The sequence below is a fragment of the Vibrio sp. 9-16B-A1 genome (genome assembly GCF_056726165.1).
Genome location: NZ_JBSDZD010000002.1, coordinates 506191 through 527933 on the forward strand (window position 1 = coordinate 506191; position 21743 = coordinate 527933).

Annotated in this window: 16 protein-coding genes; 2 read left to right on the top strand and 14 right to left on the bottom strand. The window is 52.0% G+C overall.

Translation table 11 applies throughout. The features are described 5' to 3' along the window. Positions 1–76 precede the first annotated feature (76 nt). From dnaX to ACVB80_RS05955, 5 genes are all read right to left on the bottom strand, one after another. Positions 77–2236, bottom strand: a complete 2160-nt coding sequence (gene dnaX, locus ACVB80_RS05935; RefSeq protein ID WP_481080342.1) for a DNA polymerase III subunit gamma/tau — start codon at positions 2234–2236, stop codon at positions 77–79. A gap of 173 nt (positions 2237–2409) precedes the next feature. Further along, positions 2410–2955, bottom strand: coding sequence for an adenine phosphoribosyltransferase (gene apt, locus ACVB80_RS05940; protein ID WP_481080343.1), 546 nt, complete (start codon positions 2953–2955; stop codon positions 2410–2412). Positions 2956–3237: 282 nt separating this feature from the next. Further along, positions 3238–3615, bottom strand: a complete 378-nt coding sequence (locus tag ACVB80_RS05945) for a YbaN family protein (RefSeq protein WP_481080382.1) — start codon at positions 3613–3615, stop codon at positions 3238–3240. Positions 3616–3627: 12 nt separating this feature from the next. After that, entirely contained in the window at positions 3628–3750 is a 123-nt protein-coding gene (locus ACVB80_RS05950) for a hypothetical protein (protein ID WP_481080344.1), read from the bottom strand. A 141-nt stretch (positions 3751–3891) separates the two neighbouring features. Continuing rightward, entirely contained in the window at positions 3892–4992 is a 1101-nt protein-coding gene (locus ACVB80_RS05955) for a response regulator (RefSeq protein ID WP_481080345.1), read from the bottom strand. Positions 4993–5275: 283 nt separating this feature from the next. On the opposite strand from ACVB80_RS05955, the gene ACVB80_RS05960 reads away from it, so the two are divergent. After that, positions 5276–6151 (top strand): LysR family transcriptional regulator, encoded by an 876-nt coding sequence (locus tag ACVB80_RS05960; protein ID WP_481080346.1) that lies wholly within the window; start codon positions 5276–5278, stop codon positions 6149–6151. A 122-nt stretch (positions 6152–6273) separates the two neighbouring features. On the opposite strand, the gene purF is transcribed toward ACVB80_RS05960, so the two are convergent. The 7 genes from purF to ACVB80_RS05995 all read right to left on the bottom strand — a co-directional run bounded on the left by purF (position 6274) and on the right by ACVB80_RS05995 (position 12821). After that, a complete protein-coding gene (purF, locus tag ACVB80_RS05965) occupies positions 6274–7788 on the bottom strand; it encodes an amidophosphoribosyltransferase (RefSeq protein WP_481080347.1) in 1515 nt (504 codons plus the stop codon). Between the two features lie 35 nt (positions 7789–7823). Continuing rightward, on the bottom strand, positions 7824–8315 hold the full coding sequence (locus ACVB80_RS05970) for a CvpA family protein (RefSeq protein WP_481080348.1): 492 nt from the start codon (positions 8313–8315) through the stop codon (positions 7824–7826). A 62-nt stretch (positions 8316–8377) separates the two neighbouring features. Next, on the bottom strand, positions 8378–8911 hold the full coding sequence (locus ACVB80_RS05975) for an SPOR domain-containing protein (protein ID WP_481080349.1): 534 nt from the start codon (positions 8909–8911) through the stop codon (positions 8378–8380). Beyond that, the gene (gene folC / locus ACVB80_RS05980) at positions 8901–10178 is read right to left on the bottom strand and encodes a bifunctional tetrahydrofolate synthase/dihydrofolate synthase (protein ID WP_481080350.1); all 1278 of its coding nucleotides are present in this window, start codon (positions 10176–10178) and stop codon (positions 8901–8903) included. The genes ACVB80_RS05975 and folC overlap by 11 nt, the downstream gene beginning before the upstream one ends. 39 nt (positions 10179–10217) lie before the next feature. Continuing rightward, the gene (accD, locus tag ACVB80_RS05985) at positions 10218–11144 is read right to left on the bottom strand and encodes an acetyl-CoA carboxylase, carboxyltransferase subunit beta (protein WP_481080351.1); all 927 of its coding nucleotides are present in this window, start codon (positions 11142–11144) and stop codon (positions 10218–10220) included. 164 nt (positions 11145–11308) lie between these two features. After that, positions 11309–12106 (bottom strand): tRNA pseudouridine(38-40) synthase TruA, encoded by a 798-nt coding sequence (gene truA / locus ACVB80_RS05990; RefSeq protein WP_481080352.1) that lies wholly within the window; start codon positions 12104–12106, stop codon positions 11309–11311. 238 nt (positions 12107–12344) lie between these two features. Beyond that, on the bottom strand, positions 12345–12821 hold the full coding sequence (locus ACVB80_RS05995) for an arginine repressor (RefSeq protein WP_481080353.1): 477 nt from the start codon (positions 12819–12821) through the stop codon (positions 12345–12347). 766 nt (positions 12822–13587) lie between these two features. On the opposite strand from ACVB80_RS05995, the gene ACVB80_RS06000 reads away from it, so the two are divergent. Beyond that, a complete protein-coding gene (locus ACVB80_RS06000; protein WP_481080354.1) occupies positions 13588–15117 on the top strand; it encodes a YfcC family protein in 1530 nt (509 codons plus the stop codon). A 69-nt stretch (positions 15118–15186) separates the two neighbouring features. Here ACVB80_RS06000 and ACVB80_RS06005 read toward each other — a convergent pair whose 3' ends face one another. After that, a complete protein-coding gene (locus tag ACVB80_RS06005) occupies positions 15187–16299 on the bottom strand; it encodes an NADH:flavin oxidoreductase (protein WP_481080355.1) in 1113 nt (370 codons plus the stop codon). 314 nt (positions 16300–16613) lie between these two features. Next, a complete protein-coding gene (locus ACVB80_RS06010; protein ID WP_481080356.1) occupies positions 16614–21731 on the bottom strand; it encodes a FimV/HubP family polar landmark protein in 5118 nt (1705 codons plus the stop codon). Positions 21732–21743 lie beyond the last annotated feature (12 nt).

Genomic DNA, 21743 nt, shown 5'->3' on the forward strand with positions numbered 1-21743 from the left:
ATCTCTCTGGTTTGTTTCATTCGTTGTTTTGGATATGGGGATGACGGTGATCTGTTTCAACCGTCCCCCCGCCTAATTAAATCGGTCTTACACTGTCACTGTCGAGCTCGGCGGCAAAGCGGGTCAGAATGAACTCCACATTCGGGTCCTCTGCCAGGCTCTGGTGCGCGGTTTCCAGTCGCTGCTGGTAAAGCCTGTCACGCAGCTCCAGCGGCGTCTGCCCCTCTTCACCAATCTTTACCGTCAGTGAGCAGGGTTCACCGAGCACTTCGCTGAGTGCCTGGACCAGCTCCTGCTGGGCGCGCTCTTTATTGAGGTGCGCCTGAGACATTCTCAGGGTCAGTTCAATTTCATTGCCCTGTTTACTGAACGCTGAGTTCAGCGCCAGCTGCTCTACCAACTTGGGTATGGTCAGCTTATCAATCGTACCGGCCCATTCGTCCTGCTCACATGCCTCTTTTGCCAGTTTAGTCACCATTTCCGGTGTTTTCTCGTGCTCAAGGGCGCGTTTAACTTCTGTCGGGGTCAGCACCTTTTCTTTTGGCTTCTGGGGTGCCAGGGTCGGCTTCCACTGGTACGGCTCATCATCTTTGGCCTTACTTTCGGAAACCTCTTTTGGTTGCGACACCCGTCCAGCCGGAGCACGCTGAGCGATTCGCTCCAGCGCTGACTGCTTTTCTTTTACAGGTGCCGCACTAGCCTTTTTTGGTCCGCCCTCATTGCGGGTCTGACCACGTTTGCTGCGCAGCTGATGGCGGATCCCCGCCAGCGGTGATGCCGGAGCACTTTGCGCCTGAGCGGCCTGAGGCGCTGCCGGTGCAGACTGTCCCCCCGGAGCTTCGCCTGGCGCATATTGCGGCGGCGCAGAGTCCATTGGCTGGGGCGACATACCCATTGGCGGCGGATTCAGTTCACTCGGGGCCGGTGCACTCTGCATAGCCGGCGCAGGAGCTGACTGAGGTGCGGCCGGCTGAGGTGTAACTGGCAGTGATACTGCAGGCTGAACCGGAGGCTGCTGAGTCTGTGGCTGTAAAGGCGCTGATGGCGCCACGGGCCGCGAAACCGGCTGCGGAGATGCGGCTGGCGCAGTGTTCACCACAGGAATCGTATTTGACGGTTGTGTGGCCATCGCGATTGGCTGCGCCCCGGCCTTAACCGGACGGAACGCCATCATGCGCAGCACCAGCATTTCCACGCCCATCCGGGCGCTTGGTGCCAGCGGAACGTCCTGACGACCTTTAATGCTGATCTGGTAATACAACTGCACGTCTTCTGCTGAAAGCTGTTTAGCAAGGGCTTCTACCAATGCCGCATCCGGAGCGTCAGCGTCAAGTGTTTCCGGCAGGGCCTGATACATGGCGATGCGGTGCAGCTGGGTTGACAGCTGAGACAGAAGGCCATTCCAGTCCACGCCGTTTTGTGCCAGCGTATCAACCGCTGCCATTGCGCCATCTATCTGCTTGTCCGCAATCGCTTTAAGCAGGTGCAGGGCCTGATCGGTATCCAGGGTGCCCAGCATGGCGGACACAGTCTCAGATTTGATTTCACCGTTACCCAGTGCAATCGCCTGATCGGTCAGGCTCAGGGCATCACGCATACTGCCGTCTGCGGCGTGGGAAATCATTCCCAGCGCACGCGCCTCTGCGCTCACCTGCTCGTGGGCCAGGATATGGTCGAGCTGAGCGTGGATCTGATCAACGCTGATGGGCTTCAGATGGAACTGCAAACAACGGGACAAAATGGTCACCGGCAGTTTTTGCGGATCGGTGGTCGCCAGCAGGAACTTCACATATTCCGGCGGCTCTTCAAGCGTTTTAAGCAGGGCGTTAAAACTGTGGCGTGACAACATGTGTACCTCATCGATCAGGTACACTTTAAAACGGCCACGGGCAGGCTTGTACTGAACGTTATCCAGCAGCTCGCGGGTATCTTCGACTTTGGTGCGTGACGCTGCATCGATCTCCAGCAGGTCAACAAAGCGGCCTTCATCAATCTCACGGCAGGTATTACATTCACCACACGGTGTGGCAGTAATGCCGGTTTCACAGTTCAGACCTTTGGCCAGCAGACGGCCGATAGAGGTTTTACCTACCCCACGGGTTCCGCTGAACAGATAGGCATGGTGCAATCTGTTTTGTGTCAGGGCGTTTTCCAACGCGGTTAATACGTGACTCTGCCCAACCACCTGACTGAACTGGTTAGGGCGCCACTTGCGTGCTAACGCGAGATAGCTCATGCAAAATTCCTGGCTGAATCGGAAGTGAGAGGGATTATACCAGCGCCCTTTAGCGGGCCTCAAAAAAACTTCGGCCAAATGGCCGTTTATACGAAAAAAATCGTATGCCTGACACACGCCAGGAATACGATTTTTTAAATACTCAGCAATCAACCGGCCACGAAGGCCCGGAATTAATGGCCTTCGAAATCACAAACGCTGAATACGTTCAGACCGCACTGCTTCAGGCGCTCTTCACCGCCGATGTCCGGCAGGTTGATAACGAACGAAGCGTGCTCAACTTCACCACCCAGCTGGCGGATCAGTTTCACCGTCGCTTCGATGGTACCACCAGTTGCCAGCAGATCGTCGACAACCAGTACTTTGTCGCCTTTTTCAATCGCATCAACGTGAATTTCCAGCGTATCCTGACCGTATTCCAGTTCGTAAGACTGTCCGATAGTTTCGCGTGGCAGTTTGCCCGGCTTACGAACCGGAACAAAGCCAACACCCAGCTCCAGCGCCAGCGGCGCACCAAACAGGAAGCCACGTGCTTCAGTACCAACCACTTTGGTGAATCCCATGTCTTTATAGCGGTCAAGCATCAGCTGGATGGTCGCGTGATACGCTTTGGCATCTTCCATCAGGCTGGTGACATCACGAAACAGGATACCTGGTTTCGGGTAGTCAGGAATGCTCTTGATACTTGCTTTGATCTGGGCGATGGTTTGTTCACTCATAATACTAATCTTCTGTACATCTGTGCCGCCTTTGCCGGAGCCTTCCTGCTCATGCGGCCACTCTGCAATCGTTTTCTGCAGACAATAAAAAACGAAACCCACTCACAAAGCCCGGTACATCTGGCGGAATAGTAGCCTATGTATGGGCCCTGAAGCGGGCGCTAATGCCATTTCTGATAAGAATCCGTTAGTTATTGCCATACAGTATGGCTGGCGCATTAAGCGCAGAAGAAAGACTCTTACCGTAACCGGCACGAACCATTCATCTTAGTGATTTTCCTGTCAGTCAGCAACATCATCATGGACCGGAAGACGCGAAAACCAGGTGATCAAGACCACAAGCACAGCAACTAACAGCCATTTTACCCAAATCAGCGGTACCACGACGATTGAAAAAGTGAAACTCGCCGCAATCAGCAGATATGCACGCTTTTTCACCCGCGCGGATACCGCACGCCGCTCCTGCCAGTTATGCAGAATCGGGCCAAATGTTCGATGGCTGTGCAGCCAGTGATGAAAACGCGGGCTGCCCCGCATAAAACAGGCACTGGCCAGCAGAATGAATGGTGTGGTGGGTAACACAGGCAACGGAATGCCGATAATACCCAGTATCAGGGCCATCAGCCCAAAAATATTCCACACCGCACGCTTAACAGCGATAAGGCACCTCTCTTAGTGGCCAGCCACAATCTGCAGCCAGGTCAGGCTTGCCGGAAGGGTTGGTATCAGCAGCGCTGCAACAAACCCCAGCAAGTAGAGGGCGTTGTAAGGCTCTTTGAAATCTTTGCTTTCCATAACTTTATCTCCCAGTCTAACGATTATTATTATCAGCCACAATGGTGACCACACCGGAATATAAAGCAATTTTGCCCGGACAAAAACCAGGCAAAATCAGGGGTATTACGAAAGGAAATGAAAAGGTTCAGCAGCCCGGGGCTACTGAACCTGACTTGAAGAAATATTGAGACTGAAGCTGACGCTGCCAATCTTGTGATAGTTCAGCTGCCCGCCAGTGGCCATCGCAACACTGACCTGTTCCTGTGCCGGGTAGCCACTGCCCAGTGGCAGGGTTTCAGCCAGGCTTGTTTTTCCATTACCACCTGACCACATCGCTCCCAGCCCCGCCGGTATAAACTCAACACTCGCGTCTGTCATGTCTGCGATACCAAACAGACAACGAACAGGGGCTGCGTATTCCGAACACTGGATCCCTTTTTCAATCGCAGTCACCAGCGACTGAATGGCAATATGCTCATGGCCGTGACTGCGGATATAGTCATTGAACAGCGCCCGGATCAGCAGGGTTGTCGCTACTGAGCGTTCACCGCCGCTGGCTGCATCCACCAGATAAAAAGCGAACTGACCATCCATTACCCAGGCGTAATCAAATACCAGCGGCTGCTCTTCCGATGACTGAAGCATGCGATAGTTACACTTCCAGCCGCCCTGCTCCGTATCGCGCTCAGGCAACAGGGCTTCAAGCAGCTGTCGGGCCAGGTTGGGGTTGTCCTGCAGGTGCCCCAAATGCCAGTACAGCTCCTGCTCTTCCGGCAGGGTATGGTCTTCGTCCACCCGGAACCAGTGAGAAGCAAAGTCACGCTGCTCAGGCTCAGATTCACTGACATCGCCCATACTGTTTTCAATTGCTGATTTGAGGTGGTGCAGATCGGTAACGGGTTTGGTCAAAAAATCTTTAATACCAAAGCGCAGCGCTTTTGCCACATCAGACATATCTTCTGTCGCAGACACCACGATCATCGGCAGGGAAGGATATTCCCAGCAGACTTCCTCAACAAACTCGATACCGTTCAGGATCGGCATAGACAGGTCACTGATGATCAAATCAGGCACCTGAGTCCGTAATTTCTGCAATCCATCCAGACCGTTTTCTGCTTCCATCACCTGGTAACCACACCCGGCGAGAAAGCCCTTCATCATTTGGCGAAATACCGCATCGTCATCGACTATCATGACAACCGGTTCGCTGTTCTGCTTAAAGGCTGCCACCTGGGAGTCTCTACTGCTTGACTCAATCATCGCTCACATCTCCGACTAACCTAACCGCCAGTCATACTAATCTGAGTGAATATCAAACCAGTACAACTGAGACCAATTCTTATTATGTACTTAGTTAAAAGTAGTCCCCCCTGGCTCAAATCTCAACCCGGCTAATCCCACAAAATGCCAACCTTGCCCCAAAAATAACACCAGATATTGGGTTGAACGGCTGAATATCACACAAAAACCTTGACTTAAAGCAACCATAAAATGAAAACATAGGTTACACTTCTGAGTCCGGCTTTTTGTTTGAGTCCAAACGATGAAACTAGACGACTTAAATCTCTTCCGCTTAGTGATTGAAAACGGTAGCTATACTGCAACCTCACGTAAAACCATGATCCCGGTTGCAACCATTACCCGCCGTATTCAGGCTCTGGAAGATTCTCTGAACTTGCGTCTGCTGAACCGCCACGCCCGAAAACTGGCGCTGACGGAAGCGGGCGAACGTTTCTATGCCGAATGCTCTCCCCTGTTAAAACAGTTGGCCAGCACCGCAGAAACAATCACCGATGACTGCCGTGGCGCTTCCGGTAAACTGCGCATCTCTGCGCCGTCGAACATCACCAAGCGTATGATCATGCCTTTACTGAACCAGTTTATGGCTGAGTTCCCGGACATTCGTATCGAGCTGACCATGACCAACCAGTCAGACCAGCTTGACCCAACCGAATGGGATGTGATTTTCCGCGTAGGTCCGCAGCGTGATTCGAGCCTGATTGCCCGTAAGATCAACTCGGTAAAAGACGTACTGGTTGCGACTCCTGAGTATCTCAAGAGCCACCGCCCGCTGACCCATGCAGAAGACCTGAAAGAACACAGCCTGCTGAAAGGCCGTCCGCTGCTGCGCTGGCAGCTGTCCAACGGTGAAGGCGAATACGTGGTCATTAACGAACGCGGCCGTCTGGAAGCGAGTGAAATGAACGTGGTACGCCGTGCCTGTATCGCAGGCCTTGGCATTACCCTGATGCCGGATGTGATGATCAACAACTACATCGAAAGCGGTAAGCTGATCCGCGTGCTTGATGGCTGGAGTGCCAACCCGCGTGATGTGTACATGCTCTACAACCACAAAGATCACCAGCCAGAGAAAGTACGACTGCTGATTGATTTTGTCAGCGAGCATTCGTTCGCATAAATCCCGGTTCTCGGTTCTCGGTTCTCGGTTCTCGGTTCTCGCAACTGATATAAAAAAAGCCAGGCGGATATTCCAGCCTGGCTTTTTGTTTATTAGTGCAACCTGATTATGGCTACAACGGCTTATGCGCCTTCGTTGTACAGCTCCAGATTCGCCAGATCCTGCTGGATGTCGCGCTGAAGCTTGGAGTCGTCGTTGCGCATGGCATCGATAAGCTCCAGGTATTGCTGATTAATGTCGCCCGTCACGTACTCGCCGTTAAATACTGACGTTTCGAAGCGCTGGATGTCCTGATTACCGGTACCTACTGCCGATACCAGGTCTTCCAGTGTCTGGAAAATCAGGGCGTCAGCGCCGATCATTTTACAGATTTCATCGTTGTCACGGCCGTGAGCGATCAGCTCGTTCGCACTTGGCATATCGATGCCGTATACGTTCGGGAAGCGGATTTCCGGCGCTGCCGATACCATGTAAACCTTGTTGGCACCTGAGTCACGGGCCATTTCAATGATCTGCTCAGAAGTGGTACCACGTACGATAGAGTCATCTACCAGCAGTACGTTCTTGCCCTTGAACTCAGAACGGATAGCGTTCAGCTTGCGGCGAACCGACTTACGACGCTGCTGCTGGCCCGGCATGATGAAGGTACGGCCAACGTAACGGTTTTTCACAAAACCCTGGCGGTATGGCTTATCGATGAGCTGAGCGATCTCCAGCGCGATGTCGCACGAAGTCTCAGGGATTGGGATAACCACGTCGATGTCCAGGTCTTCCCACTCCTGCTTGATCTTCGCACCCAGTTTTTTACCCATTTCAACACGGGCGCTGTAAACCGAGATTTTGTCGATGAACGAGTCAGGACGCGCAAAGTACACGTATTCGAAGATACACGGGCAAACCTGCGGGTTTTCAGCACACTGCTGAGTGTACAGCTCACCGTCGAAGGTCGCGTAGATAGCTTCACCTGGCGCTACGTCACGCACAAAATCAAAACCAACCGCATCCAGAGCGACAGACTCAGATGCCACCATGTACTCAACACGGCCGTTTTCCAGCTCGCGTTTACCCAGGCAAAGAGGACGGATACCGTTAGGGTCACGGAATGCCACCATACCGTGGCCGATGATCATAGAAGCCACTGCGTAAGCACCGCGAACCTGCTTGTGGACGTTCGCAACCGCTTCAAATACGGCGTCTTTGGTTACTGCTTCGAACTGGTCAACTTCGTAAGCCAGTACGTTCAGCAGCACTTCTGAATCCGAAGTGGTGTTAAGGTGGCGACGCTGCTTGTCAAACAGCGCTTCACGCAGCTCATGTGCATTGGTCAGGTTACCGTTGTGCGCCAGGGTGATACCGTAAGGCGAGTTAACGTAAAAAGGCTGTGCTTCTGAAGCGCTTGAGCTGCCCGCTGTCGGGTAGCGCACGTGGCCGATTCCCACAGTGCCCTGCAGACGTTGCATGTGCTTAGCTTCAAATACATCTTTTACCAGACCGTTCGCCTTTCTCAGACGAAAACGATTGCTTTCTATGGTAATAATACCGGCGGCATCCTGGCCACGATGCTGCAACACAGTCAGGGCGTCATAGATTGACTGGTTGACAGGAGTTGTACCCACGATTCCAACAATACCACACATGTCTTGATCCTCGGTTTGCGACTATAGCACCGGCACTATAACGTGCCGGCCAAAAAACTGGATGTTTGTTGTAAGTGTTCAAAGAAAGGCTCAATAACCAGTTTAAACTCAGGTATTAACTGTGATCCTTTCCACCACTCAGAGTTATCCAATGTAGTAAATACATCTATAAAAAACAGCACCGCAGAAACGATCAGCACTCCCCGCAATCCGCCAAACACTGCCCCGAGTATACGGTCGGTTCCCGACAGGCCGGTCTTCTGAACCAGCTGGCCAATCACATAGTTGACCAGGGAACCCACTACCAGGGTCGCAATAAACAGTGCCGCTATGGCCGCACCGTTGCGGAACATGTCATCCTGGATATTGGTAAAGTACACCGCCAGTTTGGCGTAGTACTGGCTGGCCACAAAAAAGGCCCCAAACCATATCACCAGAGACAGGGCCTCTTTAACGAAGCCGCGAATCAAACTGATCAAAGCCGACAGGCCGATCACCCCTAAAATGACAAAATCAATCCAAATCATGTGACTCTACATTCTAAGTTGGCGCGCATTTTAACAGAAAAACGCGCGACGCAAACGTTTTCTTAAGGATTTAGTGGTTTAAATTTCTGCAATTGACCTTTTGAGCCGGTGATCTTTTCCAGCTCAGCCACTTGCCGTTCCAGTTTTGATTTGGACACATCCGGGCCGATAATCACCCGTGAGAAATTATTTTCCTGCTTAATATGTGCCTGGTAACCACGCTTTTGCAGATCCGCCACCAGCTTTTTGGCATTGTCGACATTCTTCAGTGCCATCAGCTGAATGATCCAGGCGCTGTCCTGATAGGCATTGCGCTCTTCGACCGGCTTCTCTTTTACAACCACCTGCTCAGGTTTGGCTGGTTTGGCATCCACCACCACTTCAACCGGTGACGGCGGCAGAACCGCGACGTCTTCAACCGGGTCGAGCACTTCAAAGGTCTCGACCTCGTTTTCCAGTTCGGGTTTGAGCGGGATGCTCGCCAGCTCTTCCCGGTAATGGATTTTCTTTCCATCCAGGACATCCGGCAGCACGATCACCCCGGCCGCCACCAGTATAATGGTGCCGACCAGACGGCTTTGGAACTTACTCGCCATTTTGCTCCTTCACTCTGTCCCAGTGGTCGAGTACGGCACCTACGGTATGGAAGGAGCCAACGACCACGATTACATCTTGTTCCCCGGCATTATTTCGCGCCGCTTCAAACGCGTCCACCGGAGTGTCAAATTTACCGGTCACCTCATCGAGGTGCTCAGTTAATACGTCAGCATGCGCCGCGCGCGGTCCGGTCAGTGACGCCGGATACCAGGCAGGCTTTAACTGCGACAGGACATTGAGTGTGGCTTCAATGTCTTTGTCGTGCAGCATCGCCACTACCACGTGCAGCTGGCGGCCCTGATAGCCTTTTTGCAGGCGTTCCACCAGATATTCCGCCGAGTGTGGGTTGTGCGCCACATCCAGCAAAATGGTTGGTGATTCCGCCAGTTTTTGCATCCGGCCATCCAGCGTCGCGCTGCTGAGGCCGTTTACAATATTCACATCCGAGAGCTCCAGCCCGGAGCTCGCCAGTGCCATCAGTGCAGTCGCGGCATTTGGCAGAGGAAGCTCAGGGACCGGCAGTTTATCCAGTGCAAACGCCCCAGACTCCCAGCGCCAGTGTGAATCGCCATCGATATGATAGTCGAACTGAATACCAACCTGATACAGCTCTGCGCCAATATCATCCGCATGTGCTGCCACGGTTGACGGCGCTAAAGGCTGGCCGCAAATCGCTGGTTTGCCACTACGGAAGATACCCGCTTTCTCAAAACCGATCACGTTGATGTCATCACCCAGCCAGTCTACATGGTCAACTGCCAGACTGGTGATCACCGATACGTCGTGGTCCACCACGTTGGTCGCATCCAGGCGTCCGCCAAGGCCGACTTCCAGCAGCACCACTTCCACCTTCTCGGTCTGGAACAGGCGCAGTGCCGCCAGGGTGCCGTATTCAAAAAAGCTCAGGCTGGTTTCACCTCGCTCACGCTCGATAAAATCAAACGCTTCACTGTGTTTGTGCTCTGGCAGCTCTTCACCGTTAATGCGCACCCGCTCGGTATAGCGGATCAAATGAGGAGAGCTGTAAACACCCACGCGGTATCCCGCATCAAGCAGGATCGCTTCCATCAGGGCACAGGTTGAACCTTTACCGTTGGTTCCGGCGACGGTGATAACAGTTGGGGCTGGTTTGGTCAGGCTGGCTTTCTGAGCGACCGTCTGAACACGGTCAAGGCCGAGATCAATCGCACTGGTGTGGATGTTCTCTAAATAATCAAGCCACACCGATAGAGGCGATGTGGCTTGAGGAGTGTTTTGGTGATTCATTAAACGCAATCCGTTGTGACGGGTTATTTAATGAATACTTTACTCTTTTTCGTCCGCGACTGGTACTTCGTATTCAGCCTCTTTTGGAGAATCGTTAACCGAAACCACCAGCGGTGACGCCTGGTTAGTCAGCTTGGCGATAAGAGCACCAACACGCTGACGCATTTCACGGCGGTCAACGATCATATCCAGTGCGCCATGCTCCATCAGGAACTCACTGCGCTGGAAGCCTTCAGGCAGGTCTTCACGTACGGTCTGCTCGATAACGCGGCGGCCGGCAAAACCGATCAGCGCTTTTGGCTCACCGATGTTGATGTCACCCAGCATAGCCAGACTCGCAGAAACGCCGCCCATAGTCGGGTCAGTCATTACTGAGATAAACGGCAGGCCTTTTTCAGACAGGCGCTCAAGTGCCGCGCTGGTTTTTGCCATCTGCATCAGAGACATCAGAGCCTCCTGCATACGGGCACCACCACTGGCAGAGAAACATACCAGACCGCAGTTGTTTTCCATTGCCGCTTCTACCGCTTTAACAAAGCGTGCGCCAACAACAGAACCCATTGAACCACCCATGAAAGAGAACTCAAAGGCACAGGCTACCAGCGGCATGCCCAGCAGTTCACCTTTCATTACGACCAGCGCGTCTTTCTCGCCGCTGTTCTTCTGAGCAGCAGACAGACGATCTTTATAACGCTTGGAATCTTTAAATTTCAGTTTGTCCTGCGGCTCAAGCTCTGTAGCCAGTTCCTGACGGTTTGCTTCATCAAGGAAACTTTCCAGACGGCGACGCGCGCCCATACGCATGTGGTGGTCACATTTAGGACAAACATCCAGGTTACGCTCTAGTTCAGCGTGGTACAGCACCTGCTCACATGAAGTACATTTGGTCCATACACCCTCAGGGATAGACGCTTTGCGGGAACTTGCGATGCTGCTTTTATTGAAAATCTTTTCAAGCCAACTCATGGAAGACCTTTTCTCTCCGAACTTCCGCCTCATTGCGAAAGTGACAAATACCGATTATTGCGACAGGATTAAACCACAATAATTCCCCACTGTGGATAAAAAACTGGTTGTACCTATTTAAAGCTTGAAGCCTGTGCCGTTTTTCTTTGCTTTTTATTGGCTTATTATCGGCTTAAATCCTGCGGCAAAAACAGTGGCCCCATCGGCTCACGCGGCAGCTCAAACTCTTGTGGATAATCCACATCCACCAGGTACAGACCTTCGGCTTTAGCCGTCGCGGCTGCCAGCTTGCGGTCTTTGGCTTCCAGCAGCCATTTGATCCACTCCGGCTCTTTCTCACCACGGCCTACCGCGATAAGACTGCCGGTGATATTACGCACCATGTGGTGCACAAACGCATTGGCCTTAATATCGATGACCACGTAGTTGCCGTGACGGGTTACGTTGAGGTGCATCAGGTTACGCCACGGACTGCGTGACTGACAGTGAACCGCACGGAACGAAGTAAAGTCGTTCTCACCCAACAGGTACTGACCCGCTTGGTGCATCTTCTCCACATCCAGGTCACCGTGATAGTGGCTCACACCGGAAGACAGGATCCCCGGACGGAAGGCGTGATTGTAAATCACATAGCGGTAACGGCGCGCCGTCGCACTGAAGCGCGCATGAAACTCATCCGGCACCTCTTTGGCCCAGCGAACAGCAATATCCTTTGGCATATTGGTGTTCACGCCCATGGTCCAGGCAATCATCTTACGCTCTGCGGTAGTATCAAAATGCACAACCTGGCCGGTACCGTGTACACCCGCGTCAGTCCGCCCTGCGCACTGAACCTCGACCGGATGGTTGGCAACCTTACTCAGGGCTTTCTCCAGCATCTCCTGGACACTGCGAACTTCACGTTGTCTCTGCCAGCCAAAGTATTTGGCGCCATCGTATTCGATACCTAACGCAATGCGCATTGATTACTACCTTCAGATGAAAAAAATGGGGGTGGAGTATATACGGAAACGGGGTTTGATGCGAGGGAAGTGGCTCTGGGTACTCGGTACTCGGTACTCGGTACTCGGTACTCGGTACTCGGTACTCGGTACTCGGTACTCGGTACTCGGTACTCGGGAGCATAACAACGGAGGTGGCGGGAACAAGAACTATCGAAATTATACTTCGTATAATTCAATACAGTGACGATACAGAACCTTACTCCTGTTTACTGAAGCCGAAAAACCGGGTCAGTTGTCCGGCAAGTGCTTTTATGTCCGTTCCATCTGCCGGGGTGACAAAAATCGTATCATCACCGGAAACCGTCCCCATAATGCCCAGCTGACAACGTAATGAATCAATCAGACGGCCCACCAGTTCAGCTGCTGAGGGGGTTGTTTTTATAATAATGAAGAAGTGATTAAAATCTATGTCATTAATCATTTCATCTATGCTGGTTTTAACAACCGGCATTTCCAGTTCGTGGGGGATTTGATAGTGCGACGTCCTGTTTTCATCCTGTACCCGAACAGCCCCTAATTTAGCAAGAATACGGGACACCATAGACTGGTGAATTTTCCCAAAACCTTCTTTTTCCAGCACAGAAACCAGCTGAACCTGAGATGATACTTCTTCATTCAGAATCTTATTCCGGATCGTCCTTATAATAGCTTCATTCTGTGCGTGCCTAGACATAAATATACAACATTAGTGTTAACATTATATTACTATAGCGTCCCCGGATTGGCTTATCCGTGGCAGAACACACAAAAACGCGATAGTGTCTTGTTTTCATGCATCTGACGACAGACCGTCTGTTCCCCCGATATTTCTGTTCTGCCTCCGACCATCGCGCACCACACCATGACCCTGTAAGCAACTTGCTTTAAAGTTCATTTATTGACACAAGCCAGCATCTTACACCCAAATACAATTGCAAGATTGTGAGCAGCACCACGATTTATAATCCAAACACCATAACAAGCAGTTAAAATAGTTCCACTCCGTTATATCCAGTAACACCAGATAAATATTCATCCTTACCAAGGAAAGAAAAATAAACTTAATTTACAAGAAGATAAAAAGACAAAACTATCAACCAAGAAGATTTAAACGCATTATGTGAACACTCTCAAATAAATAACCAACAACGGGAGTATATTAGTCACAAACAAACCGACATCGACTCAACTATTATTTTCAATCATTAATCGCGCAACCAAAAAAGAACCAACCACGGTTTCTGAATCAGGAAAAACGAATAAACATCCAGAGAAAGAGAAACAACCAGATTTAAAACACAATCCGGCCAGCATCCTATAAATACAATTATACCTGTAAGGTGCGTATAACTATGTTATTACCGCTTACCAAACAAACATGATGCATATAACTTATCGACGTTTTAATACAATATAATCCAGGTACCACTGGTCCTGGGTAGTGAGACGGAGAAATACTTATGACAAGTGCAGCACTCCCGCGCCTGAGATTTAAAACTTTTCCCAGCGCTTTTACGATTCTGTTTATCATCACTTTACTGGCTGTAGCCTGCACATGGATGATCCCTGCCGGGGCTTATTCCAAGCTAACCTACAGCACAGAATCCGGAATGTTGTCTGTAGCGACCCCATCCGGAGGTGTGACCAGCCTGCCGGCGACTCAGGACGAACTGGACAAGCTTGGGGTAAACATAAAGATTGATCAGTTTACCGGCGGAATCATTCGAAAACCTATCGCTGTTCCGGGCACTTATGAGCGTGTTACTCCCGTTCATAAAGGCATTGGCGATGTTACCAAGAGTATGGTTGAAGGTACGATAGAAGGAGCCGATGTCATCGTATTTATTCTGGTCCTCGGCGGCATGATAGGTGTTGTAAATGCAACTGGTGCATTTAACTCCGGGCTGATTGCGCTCTCAAAGAAAAGTAAAGGCCGTGAATTCAGTCTGGTTTTCTCAGTGTGTCTGGTGATGGCACTTGGCGGAACAACCTGTGGCCTGGAAGAAGAAGCTGTAGCGTTTTACCCCATTTTGGTTCCTATTTTTCTCTCACTGGGTTATGACTCGATTGTATGTGTAGGCGCAATTTTCATGGCTGGCTCTATGGGAACCACGTTTTCAACAATTAACCCATTTTCTGTAGTGATCGCTTCGAATGCTGCTGGCATACCTTTTACGGAAGGAATTGAGTTCCGGGTATTCGGCCTGATCGTCGGCTTTGCAGTGTTGAGTGCGTACATGTACTGGTACTGCAAAAAGGTCAAAGCAAACCCCGAGTTTTCTTATACCTATGACGATCGTGAAGAGTTTGAAGCCCGCTATATGAGTGACGTAGACATCAATCATGAACTTCCGTTCACAACACGCCGTAAGCTCATTCTGACCCTCTTTACACTGGCGTTCCCATTAATGATTTGGGGCGTATCTGTTGGCGGGTGGTGGTTTCCTACCATGGCGGCATCTTTTCTGGCCATTACCATCGTTATCATGCTGATATCCGGCCTTTCAGAGAAAACACTTGTTGAATCATTTACCAAAGGGGCATCTGAACTGGTTGGTGTATCCCTGATCATCGGACTGGCCCGGGGGGTCAACCTTGTTCTGGAGCAGGGCATGATCTCCGATACAATTCTTTTCGCTGCATCTGACTTTGTATCTGGTATGGAAGGCGGCGTATTTATTGTTGCCCAAATGATGGTATTCGCTCTGCTTGGATTTATCGTTCCGTCTTCATCAGGCCTTGCCGTACTGTCTATGCCGATTATGGCACCTTTGGCAGATACAGTGGGTATTCCAAGAGAAATTGTGGTTTCCGCGTATAACTGGGGGCAGTACGCTATGCTGTACTTAACTCCAACAGGGCTTGTATTGGCGACCTTACAAATGCTCGGAATGTCCTATAACAAATGGCTGAAATTTGTCTGGCCAATGGTCGTATTCGTGCTGGGTTTTGGCGCGTTAATGCTGGTTATCCAGGTTGCTATGATTTAACCATTCAAAATGGTCAACATTAAAAAAAGAGGCGGAACATCTGTGTCCCGCCTCACGCAGTATCAGGCCCTACATCGCTGCCAGCGCGACTTTACGGTCCTTGTTTACCACGCAGAAGTTACCGCGTTTGGTACGGCACTTGGAGCAGCGCTCGCACTCTGCAGGGGCTCTGTCGCCCTCCTTCCAACGCTTCACCAGCATTGGCTCTGACAGCAATGGTCTGGACAGGGCAAAACACTGAATGTTTGTGGTATTGGCAAGATCTTCGATGGCTGCGATGTCCGTCAGGCCGCCTACGGTGATGACCGGAATATCAATCTCTTTACTGATCGCATCGCCGTACTCGTGAAAGTAGCCCTCTTCACGCAGGGTATAGCCATCATAAGACTCACCTACCATGGTATCAGCTTTACCATGAATGTTGCCCGACATAACGATGGCATCTGCGCCTGCGGCTTCCAGCGTTTTACAGATCACGCGGGTATCTTCATAGCTCTGGCCGCCTTCGAAGAACTCCGTGGCCGTTAGTTTGACGATGATCGGGAAATCATCGCCAACCAGTTTGCGGGTTTCAGCGTAGATTTCCATCAGGAAGCGCATACGGTTTTCCAGGCTGCCGCCGTACTCGTCTTCGCGCTGGTTATAGTACGGACTCAGGAACTGATTAATCAGGTAAGTGTGAGCCGCATGGATCTCGATAGCGTCAAAACCAGATTGCCTGGCGCGCAGACCTGCTTTGGCAAAAGCCTGGACGATGTAATCAATCTCGTCTTTGGTCATCGCTTTACCCTGGGTTTGGGTACCGCGCTCACACACATCACTGGGGGCGAAAATCACACGCTCACCCACGTTATAAGTCGTTTTAGTACCACCGTAAGCCAGCTGCATGGCGATTTTCGAGCCGTGCTGGTGCACCAGGTCCGTCAGCTTCTGATATTCGGCGATGAAAGAGTCGTTGTACATGCCCATCATCCCTGCATTGGGCTTCTCTTCTTCGACAATATTGGCATAACCGGTCACGATAAGGCCGACTTCACCTTTGGCCAGCTCTTCATAGATGGCGTACAGCTTATCTGTCATGTGGCCATCTTCGGTCGCCATGTTTTCCCATGTCGCGGCGCGCACAAAACGGTTTTTCAGCTCCATGCTGCCAATGCGGGTTTGTGTAAACAACAAGCTCAAAACGATACCTCTGAATGTTCTTTTTGGGATCTGCCACTGCCGGGTGGTCAGAATTGCGCGCCATCTTACTCCTTTGCAGATTTATGGAACTTAATCTGGATTAAGGTTTGGGCACGTATTTTTCACCGAAAAGCTCTTCAGTTTTATTCCAGCGGTCACCGTGGAAATACTTACGGGGGTTGCAGCATATCTGAGTCACCGGTCAGCACGGTATGCATTACAACGCAGAGCGTTGTAACGAGAGAATGTAGTGTGGATTAAATAAAAAGAGGCGGTGTATTACTACCCCGCCTCTTCATTCATCATTGTTGCTGTCAGTGCCCGTTAAGCTTATCAATCAGCGCTTTGGCTTCACGCCGGACTGAGTCATCCCCGTAGACGATAGCCTCTTCAAGCAGTTTGATTGCGCCGTCAGGATCGTTCATTTCAACGTAGATCTTAGCCAGATCCAGTTTACCGGCAGCTTCGCTGTTTTCGTCCACATCAAATGGTTCAACGTCACCAATCACATCCGGGAACTCTTCCAGGCCTACCTGAAGGTCCAGGTCCTGAGCATCCAGATCCGGCTTCTCAACCACCGCCTCTTCACGCTCTACCTGGGCCATCAGCTCATCCACGCTCATAAAGCCCTGCTGACCTTCTTCACCAAGCTCCGGCTGATGAGACCAGTCCTCTTCCGCCGCTTCCGGCTCTTCCAGCTGAGAAGCACCGTGCCAGACTTCCTGCTCATCTTCAGGCACTTCTTCTGAAATCGATGCCTGCTGCTCAGGAGTCAGACTGAAGCCATTCCAGTCTTCACCGCCCATATCCAGCATGGCTTCAAAGTCCATGCCTGCGCTGTCGATAGTGTCCTGATCCAGTGGTTGCTGGAATCCAGGTGCAACCTCTGCGCTGTCATCAAGCAGGCGGGCGACAGAGTCATTGGCTTCCTGCGTTGCCATCTCTGGGGAGGTCGGCAACTCAGCCTCTGCTGCAGGCTCAGGTTCCGCTGCCTCTGGCTGAACTTCCACTTCAGGTGCTGCCACCGGCGTTTCATCGAATGCAGCCAGAGCACCTTCTTCGCTGAACTCGCCAAAGTCAGCTTCATCCAGTTCCGGAAGTTCAAACTCTGGTTCTTCTGCTACAGGCGATTCTGCCTCTGGAGCAGCCACTGGCTCTTCATCAAACGCCGCCAGGGCGTCTTCTTCGCTGAACTCGCCAAGGTCGGCTTCATCCAGCTCAGGAAGTTCGAACTCTGGTTCTTCTGCTACAGGCGCTTCTGTCTCTGGAGCAGCCACTGGCTCTTCGTCAAATGCCGCCAGTGCGTCTTCTTCACTGAACTCGCCAAGGTCGGCTTCATCCAGTTCAGGAAGTTCAAACTCTGGTTCTTCTGCTACAGGCGCTTCTGTCTCTGGAGCAGCCACTGGCTCTTCGTCAAATGCCGCCAGTGCGTCTTCTTCGCTGAACTCGCCAAGGTCGGCTTCATCCAGTTCCGGAAGTTCAAACTCTGGTTCTTCTGCTACAGGCTCTTCTGCCTCTGAAGCAGCCACTGACTCTTCATCAAATGCCGCCAGTGCATCTTCTTCGCTGAACTCGCCAAGGTCGGCTTCATCCAGTTCAGGAAGTTCAAACTCTGGTTCTTCTGCTACAGGCGCTTCTGTCTCTGGAGCAGCCACTGGCTCTTCGTCAAATGCCGCCAGTGCATCTTCTTCGCTGAACTCACCAAGATCGGCTTCGTCCAGTTCCGGAAGTTCAAACTCTGGTTCTTCTGCTACAGGCGCTTCTGTCTCTGGAGCAGCCACTGGCTCTTCGTCAAATGCCGCCAGTGCATCTTCTTCGCTGAACTCACCAAGATCGGCTTCGTCCAGTTCCGGAAGTTCAAACTCTGGTTCTTCTGCAACAGGCACTTCTGCCTCTGGAGCAGCCGCTAAGTCTGCATCCAGTGCCGCAAGTGGGTCTTCTTCGCTGAACTCACCAGGATCGGCTTCGTCCAGTTGCGGCAGTTCGAACTCTGGTCCTTCTGCTACAGGCGCTTCCGCCTCTTGAGAAGCAGCAAAGTCTGCATCCAGTGCCGCAAGTGGGTCTTCTTCGCTGAACTCGCCAGGGTCGGCTTCGTCCGGTTCAGGAAGTTCAAACTCTGGTTCTTCTGCAGCTGGCGCTTCCGCTTCAGGTGATACTACCGGCTCTTCAGCAACAGGTGCTTCCACCTCTGGAGACGCAGCTAAGTCTGCATCAAGTGCAGCAAGAGGGTCCTCTTCACTGAACTCGCCGTGTTCCGGCAGTTCGAACTCTGGTTCTTCAACGACAGGAGCTTCAGATTCTGGTGCAGCTACAGGCTCAGCCTGCACTTCTGGCAGCTCAGGTTCTGCTTCCTCAATGACAGGGGTTTCTGGCTGGTCATCGTCCAGGCCGGAAAGGTCAACGTCGTCGAACTCCCAGTCTTCGTCCTGAGGAATACCAAATTCATTAGCAGGCAGCGCCGGCTCTGCTGGCTCTGCTGGCTCTGCTGGCTCTGCTGGCTCTGCTGGCTCTGCTGGCTCTGCTGGCTCTGCTGGCTCTGCTGGCTCTGCTGGCTCTGCTGGCTCTGCTGGCTCTGCTGGCTCTGCAGCTTGTGGCATTTCCTGAGCAGCGTCAACTTCTGCCAGGGCTTCATCCAGACCTTCTGTGCCAGGGATTTGCAGTTCAGACTCATCTTCAGGCTCGTCACCGGCCAGGGCTTCTGCCTGCCAGTCTTCAATCAGGGCTTCTTCATCGTCCAGATCGGCCGGAGTTTCCCCCATCAGAATATCCAGCGGCTCATCTTCATGACCGCGAAGAGAGAAAGCGGTAGTTGGATCGGTCACCGGTGCGGCTTCAAACTCTTCCTCCACCTGCGCCGCTGTTTCCGCTTCCTGCTCCGGCATTGCCATTTCAGGCATGGCTTCTGCCTGCGATGCCAGTTCTTCTTCAGGCGACAGAATCTCTTCCTGTGGTTCTTCCACAGCCAGTTCCGGCTCCACTGCTGGCGCAGGTTCAGACGGTTCTTCAGCTACATCCACCACTGGCACTTCAGCGTCTGCATCTGGTTCTGTTATTAATTCTGGTTCAGCAACTGTTTCCGGCTCCAAGTCCTCCACAGCTATTTCTGACAAAGGCTCTGACTCTTCATCGGCAGAGACTTCCGGTACAGCTTCACCGGCAGCAAGCTCAGCCTGCAGCACTTCATCGAACACTGCATCAGCAGCTTCAGGCAGCACCTCGTCTTCAGTTGCCGGAGTCAGGGTTTCTTCCTCAGGCTCTGCCAGAGCTTCTTCCGGCTCAATATCGATCAACTCATCGAAATCAAACGCCTCTTCTGCCTGAGGTGCTTCCTCTGAAGTCTCCGGTGCGGCCTGATGCTCATCAAGCAGGGTATCGAGCAGGTCGGTGCTGTCCGGCTCAACTGAGGTTTTACTGTCCTCTGCCAGCACTTCATCGAGCAGATCAACGCTGTCCTCATCCAGCTTAAAGTCCTGATGCTCAGAGGCACCGTCACCCAGTACATCATCAAGCAGCTCGGTGCTGGCTTCATCAAGTTCAAACTCCGGTGCATGCTCATTCTCTTCAATCAGGCTGTCGAGCAGATCAGTGCTGTCAGGGTCGATGCTGGCTTTGACTTCTTCTTCAGCGTTCCCATCCTGAGCCGGGATTTCAGGCAGCTCAGCTTCCAGACCATCATCCAGGTTAAAGTCCAGCTCTTCATCTTCCTGTTTAAGGCTTGAGTGCTCTTCAAGAAGCTCATCAAGGAGGTCAGTGTCGCTGAGGGTATCGCCTCCGCTTTCAATCACTTCATCCAACAGATCAGTGCTGTCTGCATCCGGAGCAGGTTCACCCGACTCTTCAAGCAGTTCATCGAGCAGCTCAGTGCTGTCATCCTCAACGGACTCAGGCAGCGCTTCGCCATCCGCAAGCAGGGTGCCAAAATCCAGGTCGTCTTCCGTTTCTGTGGTGTCGATACCGGCAAACAGGTCATCAAGCATAGACTGGTCAAGGGATTCGGCCTCCAGCTCTTCAGTCGGGCCATCCGCTTCCAGCAACGCATCAATATCATCGTTGGACAGGCTCTCTTCCTGAGAAAGGTCGAACTCGTTGCCAATGCCTGCGTCATCGATTTCCGGCTCAACCGAATCAAGCGCAGCAGACATTTCATCCAGCCCCAGAGCCTTCTCATCCGCATCAACGCTGATGCCATTGCTGCTTTCTTCAAGATCAGCAATTTCGGCTTCCAGTTCCCCGTCGTCACCGATACCGGCAAATGGGTCTTCGCCGTCTTCATCGTCCAGGTTGAAGTCGAGCTCGCCCTCATCCAGGTTACCGAAAATGTCTTCCTGGTTGTCTTCCTGCTGAGGCTCGTCATCATCCAGCCCCATATCATCAGAGAACAGCTCGTCGCCAAGACCCAGCTCTTCTTCCGGCAACTCGCCGATGAGATCATCTTCAAGGTTGATCTCATCAATATCTTCGTCCTGCGGCGGAATAACCGGCGGAGGCGTGATTTCAGGCGTTGCCTGCTGCTCTGGCTCCGCGGTTTGTTTCTTACGGTTAAGCAGCATCACCACCAGCAGACCAAGCAGCAGACCCGGGATCAGCGCAACGCCGCCCAGCAGCAGAGGATTGGCGATGATTTTTTCCATCAGAGTCGGGGCGTTTTGTGCCGCTTCAATTTCACGCATGCGCTCTGCTGCCAGCAGTTTCTCGACTTCTGAGCGGATACGGTCATCGTCGCTGAGTTCTGTTTTCAGCGTCTCAACTTCGTTTTGTACTTTAGACAGCATCAGACGCAGCTGATGATTTTTCTCTTCCAGTGTGGACAGCTCAGTTTCCGACATTTCGAGCTGCTCTTTAAGATCGCTGACCTGTTTTGGCTCTGTTTGCGGCTTAATCTGTACCAGCGGTTTGACCACTTCTTGTTTTTGGCTGGTCTCTGCGGCCGGAACAGGCTTAGTTTGTGACTGCGGTTTGGCGACCGGTTTAACCGCAATGCGTACCGGTTTTTCCGTCCCTTTGTCCTGCTTTTTGCGGGCGTTGTGTGCATTCATCAGGCGAACAGCGGCATTGGTGTTTTCAGCCTGAACCTGTTCGAGTGACGGGATACGCAGGGTACTGCCAGGGATCAGCAGATGGATGTTTTGATTTTCAAACGCCTGAGGGTTAAGACGGTAGATCGCCAGCAGGGTCTGCTGCACGGTCAGGTTGTTAGCCGGACGCAATGTGGTGGCAATCGCCCACAGGGTTTCCTCACGACCGGTTGGGCCATAAAACAGGGAGGGCTCATCAGCTTCCAGGGCCTGATTGAACTGCTCAGAGAATTGCGGAGAAGTGATGACTTCCCCGTCTGAACCGACGATTCTGATGGCTTCCGCTTCTGCTGTGGAAATCTGGCTGGCGGCCACCAGAAGCAAGGGCGTTAACAGACGCTTGAAAAATTGGTGCATAAAAGGCTCTGC